The organism is Streptomyces sp. L-9-10, assembly GCF_004151105.1.
Taxonomy (GTDB): domain Bacteria; phylum Actinomycetota; class Actinomycetes; order Streptomycetales; family Streptomycetaceae; genus Streptomyces.
Genome location: NZ_PHRF01000168.1, coordinates 119,565 through 145,634 on the forward strand (window position 1 = coordinate 119,565; position 26,070 = coordinate 145,634).

At 70.7% G+C, this 26,070-nt stretch carries 27 protein-coding genes; 16 read left to right on the plus strand and 11 right to left on the minus strand.

Going from position 1 to position 26,070, the window contains the following annotated elements; all coding sequences use genetic code 11:
* Positions 1-17 precede the first annotated feature (17 nt).
* Entirely contained in the window at positions 18-587 is a 570-nt protein-coding gene (locus CU044_RS36850; protein WP_129773260.1) for a TIGR03086 family metal-binding protein, read from the minus strand.
* A 62-nt stretch (positions 588-649) separates the two neighbouring features.
* Between CU044_RS36850 and CU044_RS36855 the strand changes: the two genes are divergently transcribed.
* The 3 genes from CU044_RS36855 to CU044_RS36865 are packed head-to-tail and all read left to right on the plus strand — an operon-like array spanning position 650 to position 2,941.
* Entirely contained in the window at positions 650-1,609 is a 960-nt protein-coding gene (locus CU044_RS36855; RefSeq protein WP_129773262.1) for a helix-turn-helix domain-containing protein, read from the plus strand.
* A 1-nt stretch (position 1,610) separates the two neighbouring features.
* The gene (locus CU044_RS36860; RefSeq protein WP_129773264.1) at positions 1,611-2,210 is read left to right on the plus strand and encodes a GNAT family N-acetyltransferase; all 600 of its coding nucleotides are present in this window, start codon (positions 1,611-1,613) and stop codon (positions 2,208-2,210) included.
* Positions 2,207-2,941, plus strand: a complete 735-nt coding sequence (locus tag CU044_RS36865; RefSeq protein WP_129773266.1) for a Mut7-C RNAse domain-containing protein — start codon at positions 2,207-2,209, stop codon at positions 2,939-2,941. The genes CU044_RS36860 and CU044_RS36865 overlap by 4 nt, the downstream gene beginning before the upstream one ends.
* A 106-nt stretch (positions 2,942-3,047) precedes the next feature.
* On the opposite strand, the gene CU044_RS36870 is transcribed toward CU044_RS36865, so the two are convergent.
* Complete coding sequence (locus CU044_RS36870) at positions 3,048-3,587, minus strand: hypothetical protein (protein ID WP_129773268.1); 540 nt, start codon at positions 3,585-3,587, stop codon at positions 3,048-3,050.
* A gap of 235 nt (positions 3,588-3,822) precedes the next feature.
* On the opposite strand from CU044_RS36870, the gene CU044_RS36875 reads away from it, so the two are divergent.
* A complete protein-coding gene (locus tag CU044_RS36875; RefSeq protein ID WP_129773366.1) occupies positions 3,823-4,596 on the plus strand; it encodes an SDR family NAD(P)-dependent oxidoreductase in 774 nt (257 codons plus the stop codon).
* Positions 4,597-4,720: 124 nt separating this feature from the next.
* Here the strand turns inward: CU044_RS36875 and CU044_RS36880 are convergent, their stop codons facing one another.
* A complete protein-coding gene (locus CU044_RS36880) occupies positions 4,721-5,914 on the minus strand; it encodes an RtcB family protein (RefSeq protein ID WP_129773270.1) in 1,194 nt (397 codons plus the stop codon).
* Between the two features lie 186 nt (positions 5,915-6,100).
* Between CU044_RS36880 and CU044_RS36885 the strand changes: the two genes are divergently transcribed.
* The 3 genes from CU044_RS36885 to CU044_RS36895 all read left to right on the plus strand — a co-directional run bounded on the left by CU044_RS36885 (position 6,101) and on the right by CU044_RS36895 (position 9,492).
* Entirely contained in the window at positions 6,101-6,985 is an 885-nt protein-coding gene (locus CU044_RS36885) for a DUF3558 domain-containing protein (RefSeq protein ID WP_129773272.1), read from the plus strand.
* A 128-nt stretch (positions 6,986-7,113) separates the two neighbouring features.
* Positions 7,114-7,878: a DUF3558 domain-containing protein gene (locus CU044_RS36890; RefSeq protein ID WP_129773275.1), complete on the plus strand. Its 765-nt coding sequence runs from the start codon at positions 7,114-7,116 to the stop codon at positions 7,876-7,878.
* Positions 7,879-8,013: 135 nt separating this feature from the next.
* The gene (locus CU044_RS36895) at positions 8,014-9,492 is read left to right on the plus strand and encodes a DUF2637 domain-containing protein (protein WP_129773277.1); all 1,479 of its coding nucleotides are present in this window, start codon (positions 8,014-8,016) and stop codon (positions 9,490-9,492) included.
* 163 nt (positions 9,493-9,655) lie between these two features.
* On the opposite strand, the gene lysS is transcribed toward CU044_RS36895, so the two are convergent.
* Positions 9,656-11,416: a lysine--tRNA ligase gene (gene lysS / locus CU044_RS36900; RefSeq protein ID WP_193564167.1), complete on the minus strand. Its 1,761-nt coding sequence runs from the start codon at positions 11,414-11,416 to the stop codon at positions 9,656-9,658.
* Positions 11,417-11,558: 142 nt separating this feature from the next.
* Here lysS and argS point away from each other — a divergent pair, with 142 nt between their 5' ends.
* Positions 11,559-13,328 (plus strand): arginine--tRNA ligase, encoded by a 1,770-nt coding sequence (gene argS, locus CU044_RS36905; protein WP_129773279.1) that lies wholly within the window; start codon positions 11,559-11,561, stop codon positions 13,326-13,328.
* 71 nt (positions 13,329-13,399) lie between these two features.
* Here argS and CU044_RS36910 read toward each other — a convergent pair whose 3' ends face one another.
* The 4 genes from CU044_RS36910 to CU044_RS36925 all read right to left on the minus strand — a co-directional run bounded on the left by CU044_RS36910 (position 13,400) and on the right by CU044_RS36925 (position 16,785).
* Positions 13,400-14,557, minus strand: a complete 1,158-nt coding sequence (locus CU044_RS36910; protein ID WP_129773281.1) for a beta-propeller fold lactonase family protein — start codon at positions 14,555-14,557, stop codon at positions 13,400-13,402.
* 204 nt (positions 14,558-14,761) lie between these two features.
* A complete protein-coding gene (locus tag CU044_RS36915) occupies positions 14,762-15,268 on the minus strand; it encodes a DNA starvation/stationary phase protection protein (protein WP_129773282.1) in 507 nt (168 codons plus the stop codon).
* 167 nt (positions 15,269-15,435) lie between these two features.
* Positions 15,436-15,861, minus strand: coding sequence for a pyridoxamine 5'-phosphate oxidase family protein (locus tag CU044_RS36920; RefSeq protein WP_129773284.1), 426 nt, complete (start codon positions 15,859-15,861; stop codon positions 15,436-15,438).
* Positions 15,862-15,933: 72 nt separating this feature from the next.
* Positions 15,934-16,785 (minus strand): NAD(P)H-binding protein, encoded by an 852-nt coding sequence (locus CU044_RS36925; protein WP_129773286.1) that lies wholly within the window; start codon positions 16,783-16,785, stop codon positions 15,934-15,936.
* 82 nt (positions 16,786-16,867) lie between these two features.
* Here CU044_RS36925 and CU044_RS36930 point away from each other — a divergent pair, with 82 nt between their 5' ends.
* Both CU044_RS36930 and CU044_RS36935 read left to right on the plus strand, forming a co-directional pair.
* Entirely contained in the window at positions 16,868-17,809 is a 942-nt protein-coding gene (locus tag CU044_RS36930; protein ID WP_129773288.1) for an AraC family transcriptional regulator, read from the plus strand.
* Positions 17,810-17,900: 91 nt separating this feature from the next.
* The gene (locus CU044_RS36935; protein WP_129773290.1) at positions 17,901-18,878 is read left to right on the plus strand and encodes a helix-turn-helix domain-containing protein; all 978 of its coding nucleotides are present in this window, start codon (positions 17,901-17,903) and stop codon (positions 18,876-18,878) included.
* A 174-nt stretch (positions 18,879-19,052) separates the two neighbouring features.
* Here CU044_RS36935 and CU044_RS36940 read toward each other — a convergent pair whose 3' ends face one another.
* Positions 19,053-19,292 carry a hypothetical protein gene (locus tag CU044_RS36940; RefSeq protein WP_129773292.1) on the minus strand — a complete coding sequence of 80 codons (240 nt, stop codon included), beginning with the start codon at positions 19,290-19,292 and terminating at the stop codon, positions 19,053-19,055.
* 455 nt (positions 19,293-19,747) lie between these two features.
* Between CU044_RS36940 and CU044_RS36945 the strand changes: the two genes are divergently transcribed.
* On the plus strand, positions 19,748-20,116 hold the full coding sequence (locus tag CU044_RS36945) for a DUF952 domain-containing protein (RefSeq protein ID WP_129773294.1): 369 nt from the start codon (positions 19,748-19,750) through the stop codon (positions 20,114-20,116).
* Between the two features lie 42 nt (positions 20,117-20,158).
* Here the strand turns inward: CU044_RS36945 and CU044_RS36950 are convergent, their stop codons facing one another.
* Positions 20,159-20,641, minus strand: coding sequence for an ATP-binding protein (locus tag CU044_RS36950; protein ID WP_129773296.1), 483 nt, complete (start codon positions 20,639-20,641; stop codon positions 20,159-20,161).
* Positions 20,642-20,754: 113 nt separating this feature from the next.
* On the opposite strand from CU044_RS36950, the gene CU044_RS36955 reads away from it, so the two are divergent.
* From CU044_RS36955 to CU044_RS36970, 4 genes are all read left to right on the plus strand, one after another.
* Positions 20,755-21,582: a helix-turn-helix transcriptional regulator gene (locus CU044_RS36955; RefSeq protein ID WP_129773298.1), complete on the plus strand. Its 828-nt coding sequence runs from the start codon at positions 20,755-20,757 to the stop codon at positions 21,580-21,582.
* On the plus strand, positions 21,579-21,818 hold the full coding sequence (locus CU044_RS36960; protein ID WP_129773300.1) for a DUF397 domain-containing protein: 240 nt from the start codon (positions 21,579-21,581) through the stop codon (positions 21,816-21,818). Before CU044_RS36955 ends, CU044_RS36960 begins: the two co-directional genes overlap by 4 nt.
* Before the next feature lie 86 nt (positions 21,819-21,904).
* Positions 21,905-22,705, plus strand: coding sequence for a rhamnogalacturonan acetylesterase (locus CU044_RS36965; RefSeq protein ID WP_129773302.1), 801 nt, complete (start codon positions 21,905-21,907; stop codon positions 22,703-22,705).
* 40 nt (positions 22,706-22,745) lie between these two features.
* Positions 22,746-23,546 carry an alpha/beta fold hydrolase gene (locus CU044_RS36970; protein WP_129773304.1) on the plus strand — a complete coding sequence of 267 codons (801 nt, stop codon included), beginning with the start codon at positions 22,746-22,748 and terminating at the stop codon, positions 23,544-23,546.
* 28 nt (positions 23,547-23,574) lie between these two features.
* On the opposite strand, the gene CU044_RS36975 is transcribed toward CU044_RS36970, so the two are convergent.
* Positions 23,575-24,960, minus strand: coding sequence for a helix-turn-helix transcriptional regulator (locus CU044_RS36975; RefSeq protein WP_240046061.1), 1,386 nt, complete (start codon positions 24,958-24,960; stop codon positions 23,575-23,577).
* A gap of 353 nt (positions 24,961-25,313) precedes the next feature.
* Between CU044_RS36975 and CU044_RS36980 the strand changes: the two genes are divergently transcribed.
* Positions 25,314-26,045 (plus strand): DUF4232 domain-containing protein, encoded by a 732-nt coding sequence (locus CU044_RS36980; RefSeq protein WP_129773308.1) that lies wholly within the window; start codon positions 25,314-25,316, stop codon positions 26,043-26,045.
* Positions 26,046-26,070 lie beyond the last annotated feature (25 nt).

Sequence of the window (26,070 nt, forward strand, 5' to 3'; positions counted from 1 at the left end):
GACGGGCCCGCAACGGGCTACGAGCGGCTCCAGCCCGGATCCCGTCCCGTCGCGGCGAGCAGCGCCGCGAACGGCGCCGCGTCCTCGGCCACCGCCACGGGCTCCCCGAACACCCCCATCTTCCGCGCCGTCGGAGCCAGCGCCCCGAACTCCGCCCCGAGCATCCCGACGAGCGCCGCGTCCGGCTCGTACGGCTGCCCCGTGGCCCGCGCCAGATCCCACCCGTGCACGGCGAGGTCGCCCACCACCATCGCGCCGACCGTCCTGGCCGGCATCCCCATCGCCCCCGAGGTGCCCTCCTCGGCGCCCGGCGCGCCCCAGGCCGCGATGAGCCGTACGGTCTCGTCGGCGAACCGGTCACGCCACGCACCCGTCAGACGCTCGGGGGCGGCGCCGAAGTCGGAGTCCTCCTTCGCGGCCAGTGCCTGGAAGTTCACGATGACCTGGAAGAGATGGTCGACGAGGGCGTGCACGTCGTACTCCGCGCACGGGGTCGGGGCGGTGAGCTGGTCGTCGGTGATGTTCCGGACGACGGCGACGGTACGGTCGGCCGCCACCTCCAGCAGCTTGCTGATCGTGTCGTTCATGGCCGTGATCGTAGGAATCGGCGCCCCCGGCGTCTTGAAGAAACGCGACATAGGATCCGTACATGGCAGGACCGCGGCGTGACACCCGGGGCATCGTCGACGCCCCCGGGCTCTTCGCGCGGGTACGGTTCCGGCGCCGCGAGCCCGCTCCGGCCCTGCGGCCGTATCTGGAGCACTACTGGCTGATCGACTGGGATCTCGAACAGCCCTACGACTCCCTTGTCGTGCCGCACCCCTCGGTCAATGTCGTCTTCCAGCGGTTCGGCCCCGGACCGGACAGCCCGGCCTTCGCCGAGGTCGCGGGCATCGGCCTGGAGCTGTTCACGCAGAAGCTGGAAGGGCGCGGCCGGGTGTGCGGGGTGCAGTTCAGGCCCGGCGGCTTCCGGCCGTTCGCACCGCGGTGGCCCGTGTCGGAGTGGACGGGGCGGCGCGTGCCGATCGCCGAGGTCATGCCGGCGACCGACGAGGACATCGCGGCGGTGCTCGGCCCGCCCGACGCCACGGAGGACGCGCGGGTGGCCGCGCTCGACGCGTATCTGCTGGGCGTGGGCCCGCGCCGGGACCCGCGGGCGGCGCACGCCATGGCGCTCGCCGACCGGATCCGTACGGACCGCACGATCCGGCGCGTGGCCCCGCTCGCCGAGGCGGAAGGGCTGTCGGTGCGCTCGCTGCAACGGCTCTTCGCCACATATGTGGGGGTGGGTCCGAAATGGGTGATCCTGCGCTACCGCATCCACGAGGCCCTGGAGCGCGCGGAGTCCGGAGCGGGTGCGGGTGCGGGTACGGGTGCGGAGGCGGACGTGGACGTGGACTGGGCGGAGCTGGCCGCCGAACTCGGCTACAGCGATCAGGCCCATCTCGTACGGGACTTCACGGCGACGGTCGGGGTCCCGCCGACGGCGTACGCCGGCCCCCCGGACGCCGGCCCCCCGGACACCACACCCCGAGAAGTCGGCCGCCCATCAGCCGGTCCGCCGGCAGCCGGACGCCCCGATGTCAGACCCCCGCCCTACAGTGCCTGACATGCCTGACACGCCTGACACACAGAGCGAACCACCGGGAGTACGGCTGGATCCCTGGTCCGAGGGCGATCTCGGCCTGCTCCGCGCCATGAACGCGCCGGAGCTGATGAGCCATCTGGGCGGCCCCGAGACCGAGGAACAGCTGCTCACGCGGCACCGGCGGTACGTCGATCTGAGCGCGGACCTGACGGGCCGGGGCCGCATGTTCCGGATCGTGCTGCCGCCGTCCGGCGAGGCCGTCGGCACGATCGGGTTCTGGGAGCAGACCTGGCAGGGACAGCAGGTGTACGAGACGGGCTGGGGAGTGCTCACCGCCCACCAGGGGCGCGGCATCGCGGCGGCGGCAGCGGCGGCCGTCGTGGCGAAGGTGCGCGCCGAGCACAGGTACCGCTATCTGCACGCCTTCCCGTCCGTCGACAACCGCTCGTCGAACGCGCTGTGCCGCCGGGTGGGGTTCTCGCTCCGGGGCGAGTGCGAGGTCGAGTACCCGAAGGGGCGTCTGATGCGCGCCAACGACTGGCGGCTGGATCTGACACCCGGCGCCGACGACCAGGAAAGTCCTGGCCCGCCCCCCGCGTCCGGTGGCATCCTGACGACGTGAACGGACCGGAGATCCAGATCGAATTCGCCCCCGGGCTGCGCCTGTTCGTTCCCGCCGAGCGGCGTCATGGACGTACGTCCCTCCTCACCGACGGCGCGTCCACGCTCGGTCACACCGTCGAATCGCTCGGCGTCCCGCTCACCGAGGCCGGGGCGCTGCTCGTGGACGGCCGTGAGGTGCCCGTCTCGCACATCCCCGCCGCGGGCGAATCCGTCGAGGTACGGGCCGTGAGCCGCCCCCAGCGGGTGCCGGGCGCTCCCCTGCGCTTCCTGCTCGACGTCCATCTCGGCACGCTCGCGCGACGGCTGCGGCTGCTCGGTATCGACGCGGCGTACGAGAACGAGGACCTCGGCGATCCCGCCCTGGCCACCCTCTCCGCCACCGAGCGCCGGGTGATGCTGTCCCGGGACCGCGGGCTGCTGCGGCGCCGCGAGCTCTGGGCCGGGGCGTACATCTACAGCGACCGCCCCGAGGACCAGCTCCGGGACGTCCTGGAACGCTTCGCCCCCGCCCTCGCGCCCTGGACCCGCTGTACCGCGTGCAACGGCGGCCTGGGCCCGGCCGCCAAGGAGTCCGTCCAGGAGCGGCTGGAGCACGGCACCCAGCGTTCGTACGACGTCTTCGCCCAGTGCACGGCCTGCGGCCGGGTGTACTGGCGCGGCGCGCACCACGCGAGGCTGGCGGCGATCGTCGAGGACGCGGTACGGGAATTCGGCGACGCCGCCGCATAGCTCCCGCGTAGCTCCCGGGGCGGCCGGAGCTCGCAGCCGAAGCACGCGGCCGGGGCCGATGCCGGAGCGGACGAGGCCGGGGCGGACGAGGCCGGAAGGCACGCGGTCAGAAGGCGTACGGGTCCCCGGTGGCCGGGGCCAGCACCCGGTGCCGGTGGTTCTCGGGGTTCGGGTCGCTCGCGCCGCCGTTCCAGGCGGTGTCGATCTCCACGACCGCCTCGACGGGCCGCCCCGCCGCCTTCAGGTCGAGAACGGTCTCCTGGCTCCGGCCGACCGCCCGGAGCGGCCCCGTACGGCACAGCACCACCCGGTCACCGCTCCGCAGACAGTTCGACGGCAGGCTCTGACCGGCCGCGAGAGCGACCGAGAACGTCAGCCGCACGGTCGCGTCCGCGAGCCCGGAAGGACCGTGGTTCTCGGACTCGAAGCGGACCGTCAGCTGCTGGCTCCACAGCGACACATGCCCGTGGTGCGAGAGATCGGCCTCCGGCACGACACCACCCCGGAAACCAACGGTCCCGGCCTCGGCACCAGTCCCCGCCTCGGTCTCGGCCCCGGCCCCGACGCCAGGCCCCGCACCCGTCACCGTCACCACCGCCGCGACGGCCGACACCGCCACCAGCCACGCCTTGCGCTTGACACCCATGGCGGGAACATACCGATCATCACACCGCGAATCGGGCCACCCGTAGGCCCGGCGCGCCCCCGGTCACCCACATGACACGCGGCACCCACGCGGCGGAATCCCGCGCGCACCCCGCGGCCACCGCCCTCGCACCGCCGCGGTCCGCGCTCCGGACACCACGGGCACCCGCCCGCGCACCCTGCCTATCCTGGCCGTGTCCGACTCGATCATCGATCACACGCGCGAGGAGTACGTCATGACCGCCGCGGGGACCCCCATCGCCGTCATCACCGGAGCGAGCAGCGGCATCGGCGCCGCCAGCGCACGCCAACTCGCGGCCGCCGGCTACCACGTCATCGTCACCGCCCGCCGCAAGGACCGCATCGAGGCGCTCGCCGCCGAACTGACAGCCGCCGGGCAGCACGCCACCGCGTACGCCCTCGATGTCACCGACCGCCCGGCCGTCGACGCCTTCGCCGCCGAGCTGGGCCGCTTCCCCTCCGTGAACGTCCTGATCAACAACGCCGGGGGCGCCCTGGGCGCCGACCCGGTGGCCACCGGCGACCCCGTGGACTGGCGCCGGATGTACGAGACGAACGTCCTCGGCACGCTCAACGTCACCCAGGCGCTGCTCCCCGCCCTCACCGCGAGCGGCGACGGCACGGTCCTGGTCGTCTCCTCCACCGCCGGCCACGGCACGTACGAGGGCGGCGCGGGCTATGTCGCGGCCAAGCACGGCTCCCACGTCCTCGCCGAGACCCTCCGCCTGGAGATCGTCGGCACACCGGTCCGGGTGATCGAGATCGCCCCCGGCATGGTCAGGACCGAGGAGTTCGCCACCACCCGCTTCCACGGCGACACCGAGAAGGCCGCGAAGGTCTACGCGGGCGTCGCGGAACCGCTCACGGCCGACGACGTCGCCGACACCATCACCTGGGCGGTCACCCGCCCGAGCCATGTCAACATCGACCTCCTCGTGGTACGCCCCCGCGCCCAGGCGTCCAACTCCAAGGTCCACCGCGAGCTGTGACCGCCCCCGGCCGGTCAGGGCCGGCAGTCGGCCCCCCGGCAGAGCGCCGGGGGGCCGATCACCGTTCCGGGAAGCAGGACCATGGGGACATCGGGACCGTCACGGCCGGCCGTGTCCTGGCCGCTCAGCCCTTCACGCAGATGACCTGCTTCAGCTTCGCCACCACCCGCACCAGATCCCGCTGCTGCTCGATGACCTGCTCGATCGGCTTGTACGCGGCCGGGATCTCGTCCACGACTCCGGAGTCCTTGCGGCACTCCACGCCCCGCGTCTGCTCCTCCAGGTCCCGCGTCGAGAACCGGCGCTTGGCGGCGTTACGGCTCATCCTCCGGCCCGCGCCGTGCGAGGCCGAGTTGAACGACGCCTCGTTCCCCAGGCCCTTCACGATGTACGAACCCGTGCCCATGGAGCCCGGGATGATGCCGAAGTCGCCGCTGCCCGCACGGATCGCGCCCTTGCGTGTGACCAGCAGGTCCATGCCCTCGTACCGCTCCTCCGCCACATAGTTGTGGTGGCAGGAGATGACCTCGTCGAAGGTCACCCGGGCCTTCTTGAACTCCTTGCGGACCACGTCCTGGAAGAGCCCCATCATGATCGCGCGGTTGTACTTCGCGTACTCCTGCGCCCAGAAGAGATCGTTCCGGTACGCCGCCATCTGCGGGGTGTCCGCGATGAAGACGGCCAGGTCCCGGTCGACCAGCCCCTGGTTGTGCGGCAGCCTCTGGGCCTCGCCGATGTGGTGGTCGGCCAGTTCCTTGCCGATGTTCCGCGATCCGGAGTGGAGCATCAGCCAGACCGAATCCGACTCATCCAGACAGAATTCGATGAAGTGGTTGCCCGAGCCGAGCGTTCCCATCTGCTTCGTGGCGCGTTCCTGACGGAATTTGACCGAATCGGCGACTCCGTCGAACCGCTCCCAGAAATCCGCCCACCCCGCCGTGGCGAACCCGTGCATCCGCCCCGGATCCACCGCCTCGTCGTGCATGCCGCGCCCCACCGGGATCGCCTGCTCGATCTTGGAGCGCAGCCGGGACAGGTCACCCGGCAGATCGTTCGCCGTCAGGGACGTCTTCACCGCCGACATCCCGCACCCGATGTCCACCCCCACCGCCGCCGGGCAGACCGCACCGTGCATCGCGATCACCGAACCGACCGTCGCGCCCTTGCCGTAGTGCACGTCCGGCATCACGGCGAGGCCCTTGATCCAGGGCAGTGTGGCGACATTCCGGAGCTGCTGCATGGCGCCCTCTTCGACCGTCGCGGGATCCGCCCACATCCGGATCGGCACCTTCGCGCCCGGCATCTCTACATACGACATAACCCCTCAATTCCCCCGAAAGTCCTATAACGCAAAAGCCGGAACCAGGGCCGTCAAAAGAGACGGCCGACCAGCATCGACGGCGTCGCGTGCGATAGACATTGTGTCCATCGACCGTCATACGGCGGCAAGCAGTTTTCGCGCGGAGCCCCGCGCGGAACCCCGTACAGAAGGGAGCCCGGGACCGTGCAGCCAAAGGCGCGCAAGGCGTACGTACCCGGCCTGGCGGCGCTCCTCGTGGCGGTCGTCGCCGGCTGCTCGGGGGGCGGCGGCGCGGACGGCGCCGTCACCGACACCAAGCCGGGCGGCCCCACCACCGCCACCGCCGCCCAGCCCGGCAAATACCGCACGCTCCGCGAGCCCTGCGGCTCCGTGCCGCGCTCCATGCTCAAGGATCTGCTGCCCGGCGTCGCCTCGCTCCCCGAGGACCAGCGGGCGAAGGTGTACGAGGGCACGGCCGCTGTGACATACGACACCGACCGCCGCGTCGGGTGCGGCTGGAAGGCCGCCTCCCCCGACGCGTCGAACCAGCTGATGATCGACCTCGAACGCGTCGTGTCATACGACCCGGCCGTGAGCGACGCCGACCGGGCCCAGGAGGTCTACGCGAAGGCGGAGACGGCCGCGGGGCTGCCCGCGGCCACGGCTCCCGGAACGCCGGGCGGCATGCCCTCCGCGACGGGTTCCGGCGCGGGCACGGACACCGGTACCGGCTCGGAGTCCGGTACGAGCGCACAGACCGGCTCCCCGTCCGGTACCCCCTCCGGCACCCCGTCCCGCTCCGGCGCGCCCTCCGACGGCGCGCCCTCCGACGGCACGACCCCCGACGGCCTCGAACCCCGCGTCCTGGAGAATCTCGGTGACGCCGCCTTCCTGGACGATGTCCTCGCCCGCTCCGGCGCCGCAGCTCAGCAGCGCACGGTGAGCGTGGTGTTCCGCACATCGAACGTGATCGTGACCGTCCGGTACACCGAGCAGCCCGCCCACCCCACCGTGGTCCCCGACAGCAAAGAACTCCAGGACAAGGCGCGGGAACTGGCCCGGACGCTCGCCGAGCAGCTCAACGAGTAGCCGCCCCCGTCCCCGCCGCCCGCGCCGGGCGCGCGGGGCCCGGACTCCCGCTCCGGGAGCCCGCGGACCCGGCTCGGCGGTTACCGTGGCCGATCGGACCGTACGACAACCGACCGACTGAAGGAACCATGCACCGTTCAGCCTCGCGACTCACCCGCATACTCGCCTGCGCAGCCGTTCCGGTGATGCTCGTCGTCGCCGGCTGCTCGTCCGACTCCGGCGACAAGAGCGACGCCGACGGCTCCTCGTCGAGCCCGAGCGCCGCGCCGTCCCCGAAGGTCGCGGCGGCCAAGTACAGCGGGCTCCCCGACGCCTGCGCCACGATCGGCGCGAAGACGGTCGGCTCGCTCGTTCCCAAGGTCAAGACCAAGGCCGGTACGTCGGGCAAGTCCAGCGACATCGACACCCGCGGCAGCTGCTCCTGGAACGGTCTGGACGACAAGGGCGTCAAGGGCTCGCAGTACCGCTGGCTCGATGTCTCCCTCATGCGGTACGACTCCGACGCCACGCTCGGCAGTGGCGACAAGCGCGCCGGCGAGTACTACGCGAAGGAGGTCGCCGGGGCCCAGGGCACGGCGGGCGCCAAGAGCCTCAAGTCCGTCGCCACGGCCGGCGTCGGCGACCAGGCGACGCTGGTCACGTACACCCTCAAGAAGACCGACGAGGACTTCGCGTACGCGACGGTCGTGGCCCGCGCGGAGAACGTCGTCATCACCCTCACCTACAACGGCGCGGGATACGCGGGCGCGAAGTCGCCCAGCCCCGCCGATCTGACGAAGAACGCGGAGAAGGCGGCCAAGGAAGCCGTGGCGGCCGTCGCCGCCGGTTCCGAGGACGCGGCCGGTTCCGGTGACGCGCCGGGCGCCGGGGAGGGCTCCGAAGCCGCGTCCTGAAGGCCGGCTTCCGCTCCCCGCGCAACGCCCTCCGCACACATGTGCCAGGCTGTGCCCGCCGGGTGTCGGGGCGTCGAGTGATTGTTGTCGAGTACCTGACGCCCCATACAGGCCGAATACGGGAGGAGATCGCGGGTGGCCGCGATGCAGCTGACACGCACGCACCGGATTCTCATCGGGATCGTGGTGTTCGGAGCGGTGATCATCGCCGCGATCGGATTCGCGGGGTCCTACGCCGCCGTGCGCGAACTCGCCGAGGCCAAGGGCTTCGGGCGGTTCTCCCTGGTCTTCCCGATCGGTATCGACGCGGGCATCTGCGTCCTGCTGGCGCTCGACCTCCTCCTGACCTGGATGCGGATCCCGTTCCCGCTGCTGCGCCAGTCGGCGTGGCTGCTGACGACCGCGACCATCGCCTTCAACGGCGCCGCCGCCTGGCCGGACCCGCTGGGCGTCGGGATGCACGCCGTGATCCCGCTCCTCTTCATCGTGTCCGTCGAGGCGGCGCGCCACGCGGTCGGCCGGATCGCGGACATCACCGCCGACAAGCACATGGAGGGCGTGCGGCTCACCCGCTGGCTGCTCTCGCCGGTGCCCACCTTCAAGCTGTGGCGCCGGATGAAGCTGTGGGAGCTGCGCTCGTACGAGCAGGTCATCAAGCTCGAACAGGACAGGCTCATCTACCAGTCGCGCCTTCAGGCGCGGTACGGCCGCAACTGGCGCCGCAAGGCGCCGGTCGAGGCGCTGATGCCGCTCCGGCTCGCGAAGTACGGCGTACCGCTCGCCGACACCGCGCCGTCGGGTCTGGCCGCCGCCGGGATCGAACCGGTGCTGCTGCCGCCCCCGCCTCCGGTGGCCGAACTCCCGCAGGGCCGGGCCGAGATAGCCGCCGCGAGCCCGTCCGTGTCTCCGTCCCCGGAGCCGACGGAACAGCAGCCCCAGCACTCCCAGCCCCAGCCCCAACAGCAGCAGCAGATCCCGCCGCAGCTGCGGAAGCAGGACCAGGACCCCCAGCACCAGCAGCAGCCGCAACCGCAACCCGAACCCCAGCAACACCCTCAGCAGCACCCGCAGCCGCAGCACCCCCAGCCTGAGCCCCAAGCCCAGCCCCAGCCGAGCCCCTGGTTCGCGGCCCCGCAGGTGCAGGAAGCGGCGTACGAGGGCGCGTACAACCCCGCGTACGCCGAAGTCCCGGACCCCGCAGCCCCGGTGATGATCCCCGCCGGCCCCGGCCGCAGCCGCCCGCTCGGCGGGGTGCCCAATCAGCGCGTGGAGGGCCCGTACGCGACCCCGGAGCCGGAGCAGGTCCCCCAACAGGCCCCGGAACAGCGGCAGTACGCCGAGCCCGCGCCCGTCCAGGAGCAGCCCGAGGAACTGCCCGTTCCCGCGCTCCCCGACGACATCTCACGCGAGGAGGCGTACTTCAACGCCTTCCGCAAGTACATCAGCGAGCACGGCGACTACCCCAACGGCCGCCAGTTCGGCCTGTACTTGGTCGATCTGTACGGGATCACCGGCCGCACCGGCGGCCCGCTGAGCGAGAGTTCGCTCCGCCCGTACCTGAAGGACTTCCGCTCCCGGTACCAGGCGGAACTGGACGACGAGTACATCGCCTGAGCCCCGTCCGGCGACTGATCCCTGTCCGGCGACGACGCGCCCCACAGCCTGGCCGCCGCGTCACGGAGGCCGGGCGGACCCCATACGGGCGGACCCCATACGGGCAGACTCCATGAACGCGGCGCCGGCCGCGACCGCGCACCGGCCGCGACCGCGCGCCGGCTCAGCCGCCGAGCAGCGTCCTCACCCGGTCCGCGCCCACCGCCAGCAGCAGCGTGGGCAGCCGCGGCCCGGTGTCCCGGCCGACCAGCAGCCGGTAGAGCAGCGCGAAGAACGACCGCTGGGCGGTCTTCAGTTCGGCCGTCGGCTTGGCGTCGGGGGCCAGCCCCTCCATGACCTTGGGCACGCCGTAGACGAGCGTGGTCAGCCCGTCCAGCGACCAGTGGCTGTCCAGGCCCTCCAGCAGCAGCCGCAACGACTCGCGCCCGCGCGCGTCGAGCGAGTCGAGCAGCTCGCGGTCGAGCTCGGCGCGCACGATCGTCCGCGCCTCGGCCGGGACCTGGCTGGTGATCCAGTTCTGTGCGCGGTCCAGCCGGGGACGCGCCTCGTCCAGCGAGGCCAGCGGACGGGCCGGGTCCAGTTCGCTGAGGATCCGCAGGGTCTGTTCCTCGGCACCGGCCGTGATGTCCACGACCGAGGCCAGCGTGCGGTACGGCAGCGGGTGCGGCGTACGCGGCAGCTCACCGGCCGCCGTGCTCGTGGCGCGGGAGTACGCGGCGGCGTCGGCCGGCAGGACGGAGCCGTCGGCGACCTTGCGCTCCAGCGCGTCCCACTCGTCGTAGAGCCGCTGGATCTCCTGGTCGAAGGCGATCTTGAACGACTGGTTGGGCCTGCGGCGCGCGTAGAGCCAGCGCAGCAGCGGCGCCTCCATGATCTTCAGCGCGTCGGCCGGGGTCGGCACGCCGCCCTTGCTGGACGACATCTTCGCCATCCCGGAGATCCCGACGAAGGCGTACATCGGGCCGATCGGCTGGACGCCGTCGAAGATCTCGCGCACGATCTGCCCGCCGACGACGAACGAGGACCCCGGCGAGGAGTGGTCGACCCCGGACGGCTCGAAGATCACGCCCTCGTACGCCCAGCGCATCGGCCAGTCGACCTTCCAGACCAGCTTGCCGCGGTTGAACTCGCTGAGCAGGACGGTCTCGGAGAAGCCGCACTCCGCGCAGGTGTACGTGAGCGCGGTCGTCTCGTCGTCGTACGCGGTGACGGTGGTGAGGTCCTTGCCGCAGCCGCCGCAGAAGGGCTTGTACGGGAAGTAGCCGGCGGCCCCGCCGCTGCCGTCGTCCTCGGCCGCCGCGCCGGAGCCCTCCGCGGCCTCCAGCTCGGCTTCCTCGGGCGGCTTCTGCCCCTGCTTCTGGCCCTGCTTCTGGCCCTGAGGGGCCTTGGCGGGCTTGTCCTTCGTCCGGTAGCGGTCGAGGATCGCGTCGATGTCCGCGCGGTGCTTCATCGCGTGCAGGATCTGCGCGCGGTACGCCCCGGCGGTGTACTGCTCGGTCTGGCTGATGCCGTCGTACTCGACGCCCAGCTCGGCCAGCGCCTCGGTCATCGCGGCCCTGAAGTGCTCGGCCCAGTTCGGGTACGCCGACCCCGCCGGGGCGGGCACGGACGTCAGCGGCTTGCCGATGTGCTCGGCCCAGGACGGGTCCGTACCGGGAACGCCGGCCGGAACCTTGCGATAGCGGTCGTAGTCGTCCCAGGAGATCAGATGCCTGACCTCGTGACCGCGCCTGCGGATCTCGTCCGCGACCAGGTGCGGGGTCATGACCTCGCGGAGGTTCCCCAGGTGGATGGGGCCGGAGGGGGAGAGTCCGGACGCGACGACGACCGGTTTGCCAGGCGCACGTCGCTCCGACTCGGCGATGACATCGTCCGCGAAACGGGAGACCCAGTCGGTCTCGGTGCTCTGAGCCACGATCGGCACGTCCTTACTTCTTTCTCGTACGCCCAAACATTCCGGCGGCTGCCATTCTCCCAGGTCCCCCCGGGAGAGCGAAAATGGCTTGTTACACCATGGGATACTGGGCAGGACTTCCCTCCGTACCCGACAGGAACGGCACCAGCCCATGGCCTCGGTCACTTCCCTCGCTTCGACCGTCGATCAGCGCATCGCGGACGCCCTCTCGGCAGCTCTGCCGGAGGCCGGTCCCGCGAACCCGCTGCTGCGCCGAAGCGACCGGGCCGATTTCCAGGCCAATGGTCTCCTGGCGCTCGCCAAGCGGCTCAAGGGCAACCCGCGCGAGCTGGCGACGCGGGTCGTCGCGTCGCTCCCCGCCGATGGCGTGATCAAGGACATCGAGGTCTCGGGACCCGGCTTCCTCAACATCACGATCACGGACCGGGCGATCGTCGAGACCCTCGCGGCCCGCGCGGCGGACGCCCGGCTCGGTGTCCCGTACGAGCCGGAGCCGGGCACGACCGTCATCGACTACGCGCAGCCGAACGTGGCCAAGGAGATGCACGTCGGGCATCTGCGCTCCGCCGTGATCGGCGCGGCGATGGTGGAGATCCTGGAGTTCACCGGCGAGAAGGTGGTCCGGCGCCATCACATCGGCGACTGGGGCACCCAGTTCGGCATGCTCATCCAGTATCTGATCGAGCACCCGCACGAGCTGGACCACAAGGGCTCCGCGGACGCCGCCACCTCCGGCGAGGAGGCGATGTCCTCCCTCAACCGGCTCTACAAGGCCTCGCGGGCGCTCTTCGACTCCGACGAGGAGTTCAAGGCACGCGCGCGGGACCGGGTGGTGGACCTCCAGGCCGGTGACAAGGAGACGCTGGCCCTGTGGCAGCGGTTCGTGGACGAGTCGAAGATCTACTTCTACTCGGTCTTCAACCAGCTGGACATGGAGATCCGCGACCCCGACATCGTCGGCGAGTCCGGCTACAACGACATGCTGGAGGAGACCTGCCGGCTCCTGGAGGAGTCCGGGGTCGCGGTCCGCTCCGAGGGCGCGCTCTGTGTGTTCTTCGACGACGTGAAGGGCCCGGACGGCAACAAGGTCCCGCTCATCGTCCAGAAGTCCAACGGCGGTTACGGCTACGCGGCCACCGACCTCTCCGCGATCCGCGACCGGGTGGGGAACCTGTCGGCGACGACCCTGCTGTACGTGGTCGACGCGCGCCAGTCGCTGCACTTCAAGATGGTCTTCGAGACCGCCCGCCGGGCCGGCTGGCTGAACGACGAGGTCGACGCCGTCCAGCTGGCGTTCGGTACGGTCCTCGGCAAGGACGGCAAGCCGTTCAAGACCCGTGAGGGCGAGACGGTACGGCTGGTGGACCTGCTGGAAGAGGCGGTCGAGCGGGCGACGGCGGTCGTACGGGAAAAGGCGAAGGACCTCAGCGAGGAGGAGATCGCCGAGCGCGGCAGGCAGGTGGGCATCGGCGCGGTGAAGTACGCCGACCTGTCCACGTCCGCCGCCCGGGACTACAAGTTCGACCTGGACCAGATGGTCTCGCTGAACGGCGACACGTCCGTCTACATCCAGTACGCGTACGCCCGTATCCAGTCGATCCTGCGCCGGGCGGGCGACGCGAAGCCGGCCGCCCACCCGGAGCTGGAGCTGGCCCCGGCCGAGCGGGCGCTGGGCCTGCACGTGGACCAGTTCGGCGAGGTGCTGGCGGAGGTCGCGTCGGCGTACGAACCGCACAAGCTCGCCGCGTACCTGTACCAACTGGCCTCGCACTTCACGACGTTCTACGACCAGTGCCACGTACTGAGCGACGAGAACCCGGCCGAGCTGGTCGAGAACCGCCTCTTCCTCTGCGACATCACGGCCCGCACGCTCCGGCAGGGCCTGGCACTCCTGGGCATCCGCGCCCCCGAGCGCCTGTAACCCTCCGTACGCGACGCGTGGGGTGCCACCGCCACCTGGCGGCGGCACCCCACGCGTTCTGTTCGGCCTGGTCAGAGCGCGACGATGCCCTCGCCGCCGACGCCGTCCGGGACCTTCGTGGTGCTGATCTTGGTCAGCGAGCCGTCCGCGTGGATACGGAAGGCGTCCACGGCGCCCGCGCCGCCGGTCTGGACGTAGAGGAAGCGGCCGTCGGGAGTGATGGACGAGTCCACCGTGCCGGTGCCCGTGGGGGTGTTGCCCAGGCGTTCGAGGCGGGCCTCACGGTTCTGGAGGAAGCGGGTGACGGTGCTGCTGCCCGCGTTGGACGCGAAGAAGTGGTTGCCCGTGCGGGAGACCCAGCAGGTGGCCTGCTGTCCGGTCGGTGCCGCGTCGACCAGGGTGGTACGGCCGTCCTTGTGGATACGGAACGTCAGGAGGGCGTCCTCCACGCCGTCGGCGACGACGAGCCGGTCCTGCGCGTCGAAGGTCAGCCCGAACGGCTGCGCGCCCGGCTTGCTGTCCACAACAGGCTTGTGCGACAGCACGCCTTCACGGTTGAGGTGGAAGATCTCGATGCTGTTGCCGCCCAGCTTGGTGGTGACGACGAGCTGCGATCCCTCGGGGGTGAAGGCCACCTGGCCCGGGGTGTGGGTGAACTCGGGCGTGGCGCCGGTGTTCAGACGCAGCGCACGGTGCCAGGCCTCGACGCGGTGCAGCTTGCCTTCCTTGAGCCGGAAGCCCTGGATGGAGCCGCCCTCGCGCGCGTTGAGTACGAAGACACGGTCCCCGTGCGCGGTGACGCTGACCGGGAACACGCCTCCGGACTCGATGACCTGCCGGCGCTGGAGCCGGTCGCCGTCGACCGAGAACACCGTGACCGTGTTGCTGCCCGCGTTGACCGCGTACAGCAGCTTGTGCTGAGAGTCGTACGTCAGCGATCCCTGCGAGGCGAGGTGGTCGACGACAGAGCCGCCGAGTACGCCGCCCTTGCCGCCGGTGCCGTACACCGCACGCTTGTGCAGGGAACCGTCGGCTTCGCGGCTGTAGGCGATCACCTGATTGCCTTCGACGCGGTCGTTCTGGACGAACACCGCCTTGCCGTGGTGGTCGGCGGGCGGGGCGGGGCTGGTGGGGGCCGCGGTGGCGGGCACGGCGAAGGCGGCCGTCGAGAGGGCCACGGTCACGGCGGCCTGGACGATACGAGCGAACCTGCGGGTAGTTGTCGGCATCTGCCTTTTCCTGAGTCGGGCCGGCCGGGCGCGACTTCTGTGAGGAAGGCGTACACCACGGTCGGCGCAGAGCGTCATTCCGCCGTCATCGTGAGGGAGGAGCGGCTCGCGCCGACGGACCGTCGCCCATCGGGTAATCCATCCGGATGGATCAAGGGTGGCGAACGGTGGCACGCAGGCAGGCACATGGCCCCGGGGGCGATGTCAGGCGGAACGGTTCTCCGCGCTGACCATCCAGGCGTGCTTCTCCAGGGAGTCGATGATCGAGTGCAGCAGGTCGGCCGTGGACGGATCCTCGCTGTCGACCTGGTCATGGAGGGTGCGCAGCGTATCGACGGTGGCCCGCAGGCGCGCGGTGACGAGGTCGACGACGGCGTGCACACTCTGCACGCCCTGCGGGAACGCCGGGAGCGTGGTGGTCGCCGACACCGTGTCGGAGCGGCCGTCCGGCCAGGCCTCCAGCGCGCGCATGCGTTCGGCGATGGTGTCGGCCGACTCCCGGGCGTCGTCGACCACCTCGTCCAGTTGAAGGTGCAGATCACGGAAGTTGTGCCCGACCACGTTCCAGTGCGCCTGCTTCCCCTGGAGATGCAGCTCGACGAGATCCACCACGATCTGCTGCAACGCTCGGGCGAGCTGCGCCGAGGCCGCGAACTCCGGCACATCGGACTCCGAACGCCGGGAACCCCCAGGGGCGGAGGAAGCGGGCATGACGTATCTCCTTCGAGAGCACCGGAGGGCAGACCCCTGCGAGACGAACAGGAAGCCTGTTGATCTACGTCCTCAAGCCTTACGAAGGTCCCTTTCCGCCGCCACCGGGCGTTAGTCCGTCTGCGCTCCGGCCTGGGGCCCGGGGCAGAATAAGCCGGGGTCAGTCACTACGTGAAGCGGCGCACGGCCTCCGGGTGGATGACGACGCGGAGGTGGTCGGTGGCCAGCATCGTGGCAAGGGCGTCGGCGCGGACCTGGTCGTCGAGGTCCCAGTAGCGGGCGGCGAGCCGGGAGCACACGTCGCGCGCTCCGTCGGCCTCCACCGTGACGCGGCCGGCGACGGACACCCAGCGCTCGGGCTCACCCACCGGGGCCGCGACGACGATCGAGGCGCGGGGGTCGTCGCGCAGGCGCCGTACCTTCAGCGAGTCCGGCTCCGTGAAGAACTGGACCGTCCCCTCCGCGGTGGCCTCGAACCACACGGGCCGGGGCTGTGGCGGCTGGGTCCCCCCGGCCACGGACAGGAACCCGTGCAGGGGACGTCCGAGGAACTCCAGGTCCTCGGCGGTCAGGAGGCTGGTGCCGGTGCTCATAGCGGCCCTTTCGGAAGATGATGACGGTGGAGGGCAGACAGTGACGATGACGGTGGAGGGTCATGGTGAGGGTCAGGACCGCCAGGCCCCCGCCGCAGCGGCCCGCACGACGTACTCCTCGAAGGTCCGTGGCGCGCGCCCCAGCACGGTGGCGACACCGTCCGTCGTTCCGGCGCCCACCCCACGCTCCATCAGCACGAACATCTCGGCGACGTGATGGGCGTCGTCCTCGCCCCAGCCCTCCTCGACCAGCGCCGCGCTGTACTCGGCGGGGGAGACCCGCTTGTAGGTGAGGGGCCGCCCGGACGCCCGGGAGATCAGCTCGACGGCCTCGGCGAAGGTCAGCGCGCGCGGCCCGGTCAGCTCGTAGATCCGCCCGGCGTGCCGGCCGGGCTCGGCCAGCACCGCGGCCACGGCGTCGGCGACGTCCTCCACGTCGATGAACGGCTCGGGGACCGTCCCGGCCGGGAGCGCCAGCTCTCCCGCGACCAGCGGGGCGTGGAACAGGTCCTCGTCGAAGTTCTGGTTGAAGTTCGACGGCCGCAGAACGGTCCACTCCAGCGCCGAGCCGCGTACGGCGTCCTCGGCCGAGCGCATGTCCAGCCCGAACGCGGACTCGCCCCAGGCGTCGACGCCGTGCCCGGAGAGCAGGACCAGCCGCCGCACACCGGCGGCCTCGGCCCGCGCCACGAACTCGTGCACCGGTCCCGGTACGGACGGCGGAACCACATAGACGGCGGTGACGCCCCGCAGGACCGCGTCCCAGCCGTCGGGCTCGGACCAGTCGAAGCGGGCACGGCTCGACCGGGAGGCGGCGCGCACCTGCGTGGTGCCGTGCAGCCGCAACCGGGCGGCGACCCGTCGGCCGGTCTTGCCGGTGGCGCCGAGGACGAGGGTGGTGTCGAGGGTGGTGTCGTTGCTCATAGCAGCGAGTCAACGGCATCCGCTCGGACGCATCCATAGGTGAAAAGCCGGATCACCTTTGTCATCGTCTAACCTCGGTCGGGTGGACGCGTTCGGTGACCTCTTCCGCGGGATGCGGGCCCAGGGCTCGTTGTTCGCCGGCTCGACCCTGTCCCCGCCCTGGGCGCTGCACTTCGTGGACGGCGCTCCGCTGACGTTGTGCACCGTTCTCGGCGGGGCGGGCTGGATCGTGCCGGAGCACCGCCCGCCCGAACACCTCCGCGCCGGCGAGACGCTCATCGTGCGCGGCCCCGAACCGTTCACCTTCGTCGACGAGGTCGGCACCCGGGCCGAACCGGTCGCCTGCGGCGAGCACTGCGCGACGCCCGAAGAGGGCGGGACCCGGCACCGGCTCGGCTGGAACGACGGCAGCTGCGACGACTCGGGCGACGGCGCGACCACGCTGATCGTCGGCGCCTACCCGGTGCGCGGCGAGATCAGCCGCCGGCTGCTGGACGCGCTGCCCGTAGTCCTGCGCGTCGCCTCCGGCGGCGGGGCCGACGCCGTACTGGACCACCTCGCCGCCGAGGTCGCCACCGACACCCCGGGCCAGCAGGTGGTCCTGGACCGGCTGCTGGACTGGTTGCTGGTCTGCGCGGTGCGCGAGTACTTCGACCGGCCCGGCGGCGAGCCGCCCGCCTGGTACGCCGCCCAGCGGGACCCGGTGGCGGGCGACGCGCTGCGCCTGCTGCACGCCGAACCGGCGGCGCCCTGGACGGTCTCCTCGCTGGCCGGCCGGACCGGAGTGTCGCGTTCCACGCTGGCGAAGCGATTCGCCGACCTGGTCGGCGAACCGCCGCTGACCTACCTCACCCGCTGGCGCATGACCCTCGCGGCGGACCTGCTGACCGAGCGCGAGACGGCGACCGTCTCCGAGATCGCCCGCACCGTGGGCTACACCGACGCGTTCGCGTTCAGCGCGGCGTTCAAACGGATCCGGGGCGTCAGCCCGAGCGAGTTCCGGCGCGCGGGCGCCGCACGGTAGCCGACGGGACACACACCAGGCGGAAGGGGATGCTTCGTCCCGCCCGCGCGCCGTCCCGAGCCGATACGGTGACGCCAGGGGAGGGGGCACCATGATGGAGACGGTCTTTCACAGCGATGACCTTCCGGCGGCGGAGCGGCTGGCCCGCTTCGACGCGTTCCAGGTCGGCAGTCTGTACCCGATGCGGGTGGAGAGCGGCGAGCGGGCGCGGTTCAGTGCCACGGCGCGGGCGCTGGACCTCGCGGCCGTGAACGTCATCGAGCTGACCTGCTCACCCTCGGACGTACAGCGCACACCGCGGCTGATCCGGCGGTGCGACCCCGAGCTGTACTCGGTCGTCTTCGCCCAGCGCGGCGGGCTCGGCGTCGTCCAGGACGCCCACGAGGTGGAGTTGGGACCGTACGACTTCGCGCTGTACGACAGCTCGCGCCCCTTCGACGTGAGGATCGCCGCCGACCGCGGGACGGCCGCGCTCGTACACGCCCTCGTACCGCGCGCGCTGCTGCCCCTGCCCGTGGACCGGAGCGCGGGGCTGATCGCCGTGCCGCTCCCGGGCCGCGAGGGCGTGGGGTCGCTCCTCACGCAGTTCCTCACCAGCCTGACCACGGACTCCGCCGCCTACCGGCCGGCCGACGCCCCCCGGCTGGGTACGGTCGCCCTCGACCTGCTGACCGCGGTACTCGCCCACCATCTCGACGCCGACGCGCGCGTGCCGGACGGCTCCCGGCAGCGCGCCCTGCTCCTGCGCATCGAGGCGTTCGTACAGCAGCATTTGCACGACCCCGAGCTGTCGCCGGGCGCCATCGCCGCCGCCCACCACATCTCCGTCAGCTACCTGCACCGTCTCTTCCGCGCGCGCGACGACACCGTCACGGCCTGGATCCGCGGGCAGCGCCTCGAACGCGCCCGCCGTGACCTCGCCGACCGTGCGCTACGGACCGTAGCCGTCCACCGGATCGCGGCCCGCTGGGGCTTCCCGGACCACGCCACCTTCACCCGCGCCTTCCGCGCCGCCTACGACCTCCCGCCCCGGGACTACCGCCGCCAGGCCCTCGACTCCCCGGCGTAGCCGGCTTTCGCGTGGCCGCCGTCTCCCCTGTGGACGGCGGCCACGGAGGCCGAAAACACCGAGACCCCCCGCACAGCCCGTGAAGGCCGGGCAGGGGGCGCGGTGTTGGCAGTCAGAGGAGCAGGGCGAGGATCCCGGTGACGGTGCCGGCCGACGTGATGGCCGGGCGGAATATCACCACGTCCGGCCCACCCACAAGAATTCGATCGAACCGCTGTATTCCCGGACGGTATGGAGGGCGTCGTCCCCATCGTTGATGAGGAAGTTGCCGTTCTGGTTCTGGATTCTGTCGTCGTCGGCAGTCCAGAACTGTCCGGAGCGGTTTCCACAGGGAGCCAGCCAGACGGCGTTCCACTCGGACTTGTTGTCCGTGGTCAGGCAGGCACCCGTGGCGACATTCACCAGCCGCTTCATCGTGTGACCTTGCCAGCTGTTCGACTCGGAGCCCCAGTACCACTGCTGCCGAATAGTGCTGGCGCAACTAAGTGCCGTGGCGCTCCCTCCGTCTGAAGTCGAGGAGAGACAAGGGCCGCCGCCGATCCCGTTCTGATAGGCCCAGTGTGTCGCTGCGGACGCGGGGGACAGGGCACCCGAGACGGCGAGCATGAGGGCGCTGAGCCCCATGGGCACGGCAAATCTGAGCTTCTTACCTCTCAAGGATGTCATGGTCCAAACAATCACATACCCGCGCGGTGATGCCTTTGATGATGCGTCGACACACCTTGACGATGCGTCTACACCTCCGTCCGGGGCCGAACCTCCGACTCCCGTACCGACACCGGCTTCTCAGAAACCCCTACGCCCCCTACGACCCCCAGAGCACCGGCCGCCGAGCGTGTGCGGGCGGGCCACCGGGTACGGCTGGGGGCATGATCGTGCATCTGCTTCCGCTGGACGACTGGCGACGCGAGCCGGACCAGCCGTACACGCCCGCATCGCTCGCCACCGACGGCTTCATCCACTGCTCCCCCGACGAACCGGTCACCCTGGCCATCGCCAACGCCTTCTACCGCGACACGCCCCGCCCCTTGCTGGCGCTGCTCATCGAGGAGGAGTCACTGGAACCGCGCCTGGTCTGGCAACAGGCCGAGAAGGCACCGCCCGGGGTCGCGGACGACACCCGGTTCCCGCATGTGTACGGCCCGCTCAACCGCTCGGCGGTGACGGGGATACGCGAGGTCAAATGGGACGAGACCGGCGAGGCGGTGGGGCTCACGGACACGGACGTGGAGGTCTGACGGCGGAGATCAGGGCCCGGTCACCAGTGCACCACCGGGCCATCACCGGGCCATCAGAAGACCGAGCCAGCCCTCGGCGTGGTGGGTGACCGCCGGGGGCGTCGCCTCGTCGGCCTCCTCCCGCCGCACCTCGAACTCGCACCACACCACCTTGCCGGGGCTCCGCTCCCCCACGCCCCACCTGTCGGTGAAGGCCGCGACGAGCAACAGCCCGCGCCCGCCCTCGCCGTCCGCCGAATCAACGATCCGGGGGACGCCGGGGCCGCTGTCGTGCACCTCGATACGGAGCACGTCACCGGTGTACTGGAGGTACAGCCGGAACCCACGGCCGGGCGGTACGCCGTGCAGAAGCGCGTTGGTGGCCAGCTCACTCACGCACAGCAACACGTCGTCGGCGGAGAAACCTTCGGTCAAGTCCCAGTCGACGAGGGCTTGGTGGGTGAACTTCCTGGCGGCGGGGACGGACCGCCGGTCACGGCGGAAGAACCTCTCCCTGAGCACAAAGTGGCGAGTTGTCGCATCCATGGAGCGATAGTCGCGGAGAGTAACTAAACTCGTGCACCAGGTGACCCCGTACAGATCTTCTGTACGGGCTGTCCCAGGATCAAGTACGTGCGCATGTGGGGAGTTGGGCCGGCATGAATCCCAGGAAACATCCGAGGAAGAAGAACGCCTCGGCGATGAAGATGCTGGGCGCCCAAGTGGCGACCTTCCGCCGGGCGGCAGGCTATACGCAGCGTTCCCTCGGTGAACGGGTCGTCGCCGACGAGGAGACGATCGCGTCGATCGAGCAGGGCCGACGGCCGCTGAAGGCGGACCTGGCGGAGACGCTGGACGAACTCCTCGACACTAAAGGGGCGTTGTCGGTCGGGGTGGACAACATGCCGGCGATCGACCAGTTCCCCCTGTGGGCGGAGCAGTTCGTGGACCACGAACGCGAGGCGATCTCGCACTCGTCGTTCGAGAACCAAGTGGTCCCTGGCCTGCTCCAGACCGAGGCATACACACGGGAAATCTTCGGCACTCGCGTTCCCGCGTTCGACGAGGACGAGATCGAGACCAAGACCGCCGCCCGTATGGAACGCCAGGAGATCCTGCAACGCAAGGTCCCTCCGACGCTCAGCTTCGTTCTCTGGGAACCCGTCCTCCGCTTCCCCCTCGGCGGTCGAAAGGTCTTCAGCGACCAGCTGAACCATCTGCGCGCATGCACCGAACTCCCCGGCCTCTCCATCCAGTTCCTGCCCCTGGCCCGCACGAACCACGCCGGGATCAGCGGCCCGTTCGTACTGCTGGAGACCCCCGACCACCAGCATCTCGCCTACGCCGAGTCACAGCAGGGCAGCCACTGGGTCTCCGACCCAGACAGCGTGTCCATCATGTCCCGCAAATATGCGATGCTGCGATCGCAGGCCCTCACCCCCGAGGAGTCCCGGGACCTGCTGGACGAGCTTCTAGGAGAGCAATGAACACCGCGCTTCAGTGGTTCAAGTCGAGTTACAGCACCGAACAGGGCGGCAATTGCCTCGAAGTCGCCTACGACTGGCGCAAGTCCAGCTACAGCACCGAACAGGGCGGCGACTGCGTCGAGGTCGCGTCATGCCCCCACGCCGTTCACATCCGCGACTCCAAGAACCCCACAGGCCCCACCCTCACCCTCGCCCCCACCGCCTGGGCCGCCTTCACCTCGTACGCGGCCAACTGACCACACACACCACGGCAACCTTCCGGCTCCCTGCGGCGACCTCCGGCTGACGACGGCACCACCCCCACCCCCGTCAGGAGTCCCGGATGCCCCCCACCAGCCGCAGGCGCTTCCTCCTTGGCACCACCGCCGCGCTCGGCGCCGGTACCGCCGCCACCCTCGGTCTCCCCGGCACCGCGTCCGCCGCGCCCCGCGCGGTCGCCACGCTCTACATCGCCGGCGACTCGACGGCGCAGACATACAACTCCGGCTATTACCCGCAGGCGGGCTGGGGTCAGACGCTTCCCGGCTTCTTCACGCCGAACATCACGGTCGCCAACCGCGCGATCGGCGGACGCAGTTCGCGTTCGTTCATCGAGCAGGGCAGGCTCGCCGCCATCCACGACGTCATCAAGCCGGGCGACTACCTCTTCGTACAGTTCGGCCACAACGACGCCACCACCGGCAACCCCGAGCGCTACACCTCACCCGCCGACTACAAGGAATACCTGCGCGACGACTACATCCGCGCGACCCGCTCCCGGGGCGCGACGCCCGTCGTGGTCACGCCCGTCTCACGGCGCTCGTACAACGAGTCCACCGGGCAGTTCAACGTGTCGTTCCCCCAGTACGTGGACGCCGCCAAGGCCGTGGCCGCGGAGGAGCGAGTTCCCCTGGTCGATCTGTCCGCGCTCAGCCGTACCTACCTGAACGGGATCGGGATCGAGGCGTCCAAGAACGTCTTCCTGTGGCTGAACCCGGGCCAGTACCCCAACTTCCCGAACGGCATTCAGGACAACACCCACTTCCAGCAGAACGGCGCCACCCAGCTCTCCCGTCTGGTGGCTCAGGCGGTGGCCCGGCTCGGGCTGCCGCTCTCCGGCGAGGTCAGGCCGTCCGCTGGGTGAACCCGGCCCGAAGGCCGGAATTCCCTGCGAAGATCGAGGAATGGATCAGCGAGAGACCTTCCCCGTCACGGCCCCGGCCCCGGCCACCCCCACCGTCGTTCAGCTCCCCCTCATGCGCTGGGGACGGCCCGACGCGTCGCGGCACGCCCTGTTGCTCCACGGGCTGACCTCGGCGGCGGCCTGCTGGTGGCGCGTGGCGGACGAACTGGCCGAGGCCGGCTGGTCGGTCACCGCCCCCGATCAGCGCGGCCACGGCCTCGCGCCCCGTACCCGGCGGTACGACATCGAGGGGTTCGCCGCCGACGTACTGGCCCTCACCCCGGAGGGCGGCGGCGCGTGGGATCTCGTCGTCGGGCACTCCCTCGGTGGTGTCGTGGCGACCGCGGCGGCGAGCGCCGAGCCCGGCTGGGCGTCGCGTCTCCTCCTGCTCGACCCCGTCATCGCGGTCTCGGGCAGGGTCGAGGAGTTCGTGAGCGGCACGCTCACCGAGCTGACGGCGACCGAGGAGTCGTTGCTCCGCAAGAACCCGGAGTGGCACCCCGAGGACATCTTCCTCAAGGTCCAGGCGGCCCACCGGACCAGCCCGTACGTCGCCGAGAGCTTTCTGCGGCACAACACGCCGTGGTCATACGAGAAGGAGCTGACGGAGTACGCCGGTCCCGTGACCGTGCTCGCCGCCGATCCGGCCCACAACCCGGCCTTCACCGCCGACCAGGGCGACCGCATCGGCTCTTCGAAGGCGGACTTCCACTGGACGGCGGTGGAGGGAGCGACCCACTCGGTCTACCGCGACAATCCGGCGGCGGTGGTCGCGGCGGCGCTGGCCGGTCCCGAGCGGTAACCGCACGGGGCCAGGGCCAGGGCCCGTCTCAGCCCTTCGCGGCCACACCCCACTCCGTGCCGCCCAGCGGGTAGTCGTACGACGGACGCCCCTCCGACCCGCTCGTACGGAAGGGCTTTCCGTTGTCGTCCACGCGGAGCGTGCCGTGCCGGTCGCCGCTGGTCCACTCCAGCTCCAGGTACCAGCTGACGTCCCGCGCCGTCGCGGTGGCGGAGACGTAGTACACCTCGGGGTCCGACTCGCTGACCTTGTACGGGAAGTCCCGCTGGCCCGCCTTGGGCACGGAACTGGGCCGGGCCGCGTCCAGGTTGACGGCGAAGGATTTCGTGCCCACGCCGCCGCCGCAGCCGACGCCCATCGCGTAGTCGGTCCAGGGGAGCGGGGCGTCGCTCTTCACGACCTTCACGCGCAGTGCGTTCAGGACGACCGTGTCGCTGCTCTTGCCCTGCACGGTCAGTTCGATGAACTGACCGCCGCTCGCCACCCCTCCGAGCGCGTTGACCCAGCCGGGCGCGTCCTGCTCGGTGGGGGGCGGAGGGACCTGCTCCGGTGGGCTGTCGATGAGGTAGTGCTGACTGCACGGGTCCTCGAAGGCGTACGGCCGGGTGTTCACCGACACCGGCACCCCGCCCGCGGAGAGATGGCCGGGCGCCGTGGACTTCGTACGCGCGCTGGGCGCGTCGGACGGGCTCGCGCTCCGGGAGGCCGAGGCGGAGGGCGGGGCGGACGGCTTTTCCTTGTCCTTGCCGTCCGGGGAGGCGGAGGGCGACAGGCTCTCCTCCGATTCCCGGCTCGGAGCCTCCGACACGTCTGTCGCGGCGGAACGGTCGTCGGTCGAGTTGACGGCCCCGCTGCCGTAGGCGATGGCGGGAACGGCGACCGCCACGACCGCCACGGCGGCGAGAAGAAGACGCAGGCGTTTGGTACGGGGGAGCCGGACGGTACGGGACCCGGCGACGGGCACGGGCTCGCGTGCGGACACGAGTTCAGGCGCAGGCTCCGGTGCGGGCGCGGGTGCGGGCTCAGGTGTGGATGCGGGCGCGGGCTCAGGTGTGGACGCGGGCTCAGGTGCGGGCTCAGGTCCAGGGACAGCCTCAGCCTCGGCCGGGGCCGCTGCTGCCGCCGCCGCTGCCGCTGCCGCTGCCGACGGAGCCGACCGCCCCCGCCGTCTCGCCTCGTCCGCGAGGATCCACCGCCGGTGCAGTTCCACCATTTCCTCGGCGTTCGCCGCGCACAGCCGCGCGAGCCGCTCCACCGACGCGTAGTCGGTCGGCACGGCGTCCCCGTTGCAGTAGCGGTGCAGCGTGGACGTACTCACATGGAGCTTTGCGGCGAGGACGCCGTAACTGCGCCCCGAGCGGTCCTTCAACCCTCGGAGCAGTTCCGCGAAAGCCTCGGCCTCGGTGGTCGCCACTCGCTGTTCCCCTCCTCGTTCCTGCTGGTCCGTTCCAGGAACGCGTTCCAGGGAAACCCCGTCCCCCCAGGTCAGAGTATGCGCGAGCGTTCCAGCTTCCCCCATTCTCCCTTGCCGATTGCGGCCGCTTCCGGCCACCCCGCAAGGTGAGTGCAGCACCAGCCGAACGGGGAGCAGCAATCAGAATCCGACTCCGTATCAGCGTGGTCGACGCGTTGGCGGTCGTCGTGCTGATCACCTCGACAGCGATCGTGCTCATGCTCATCAATCGCCACTGACCACACCCGTCGACACCTCACTTCACCTCACTTCACCTCACCTCACCTCACCTCACCGAAACGGGGATCAACCTCATGCGTAACATCCGTCACCGCGCCGCCGCAGCCGCCGCCACCGCTCTCGTCGCCTCCCTCGCCCTCACCGCCTGCGGAAGCGGCGACAACACCGCCGGCGCCGTGAAGGACTCCGCCGCCGCGTCCTTCGGCACGCCGTCGGCCAAGCAGCAGTCGCAGGGCGACGACAAGCAGCAGACGCCCGCCGAGCAGCTCAGCACCACGAGCAACAGCAGCGGCAAGATCGAGGCCGACTCCAGCGCCGTCAGCAGCAAGAGCCAGAGCAAGAGCAAGAGCAAGAGCCAGAGCCAGGGCAGCAGCAGCACCACCGCCAAGCGGACGACCTGCACCGGCGCCAACACCAAGGTCAAGGTCAGCCAGGTGACCCGCCCGATCAACCACCTCCTCCTGACGGTCACCAACACCGGCAACAAGAACTGCGACGCCTACTACGCCCCCGCCCTCCGCTTCGACGAGGCCCAGGCCGCCACGCAGATCATCGAGGAGAGCCAGCCGCAGGCCGTCGTCACCCTCGCCCCGGGAGAGTCGGCCTACGCCTCGATCTCCCTGAACGGTGACGGGAACCCGAACATCCCGGCGAAGGAGCTGACCGTCCACTTCATCGGACGCGCCAACCAGGGCTCGGTGGGCTCCCCCGCCGGTCCGCTCAAGCTCCCCACGGGGACGCGGATCGCCGACGACACTGCCGTCACGTACTGGCAGTCGGAGATGGCCGACGCCCTCACCTGGTGACGCGTTGACGCCGACAGGGCCCCTA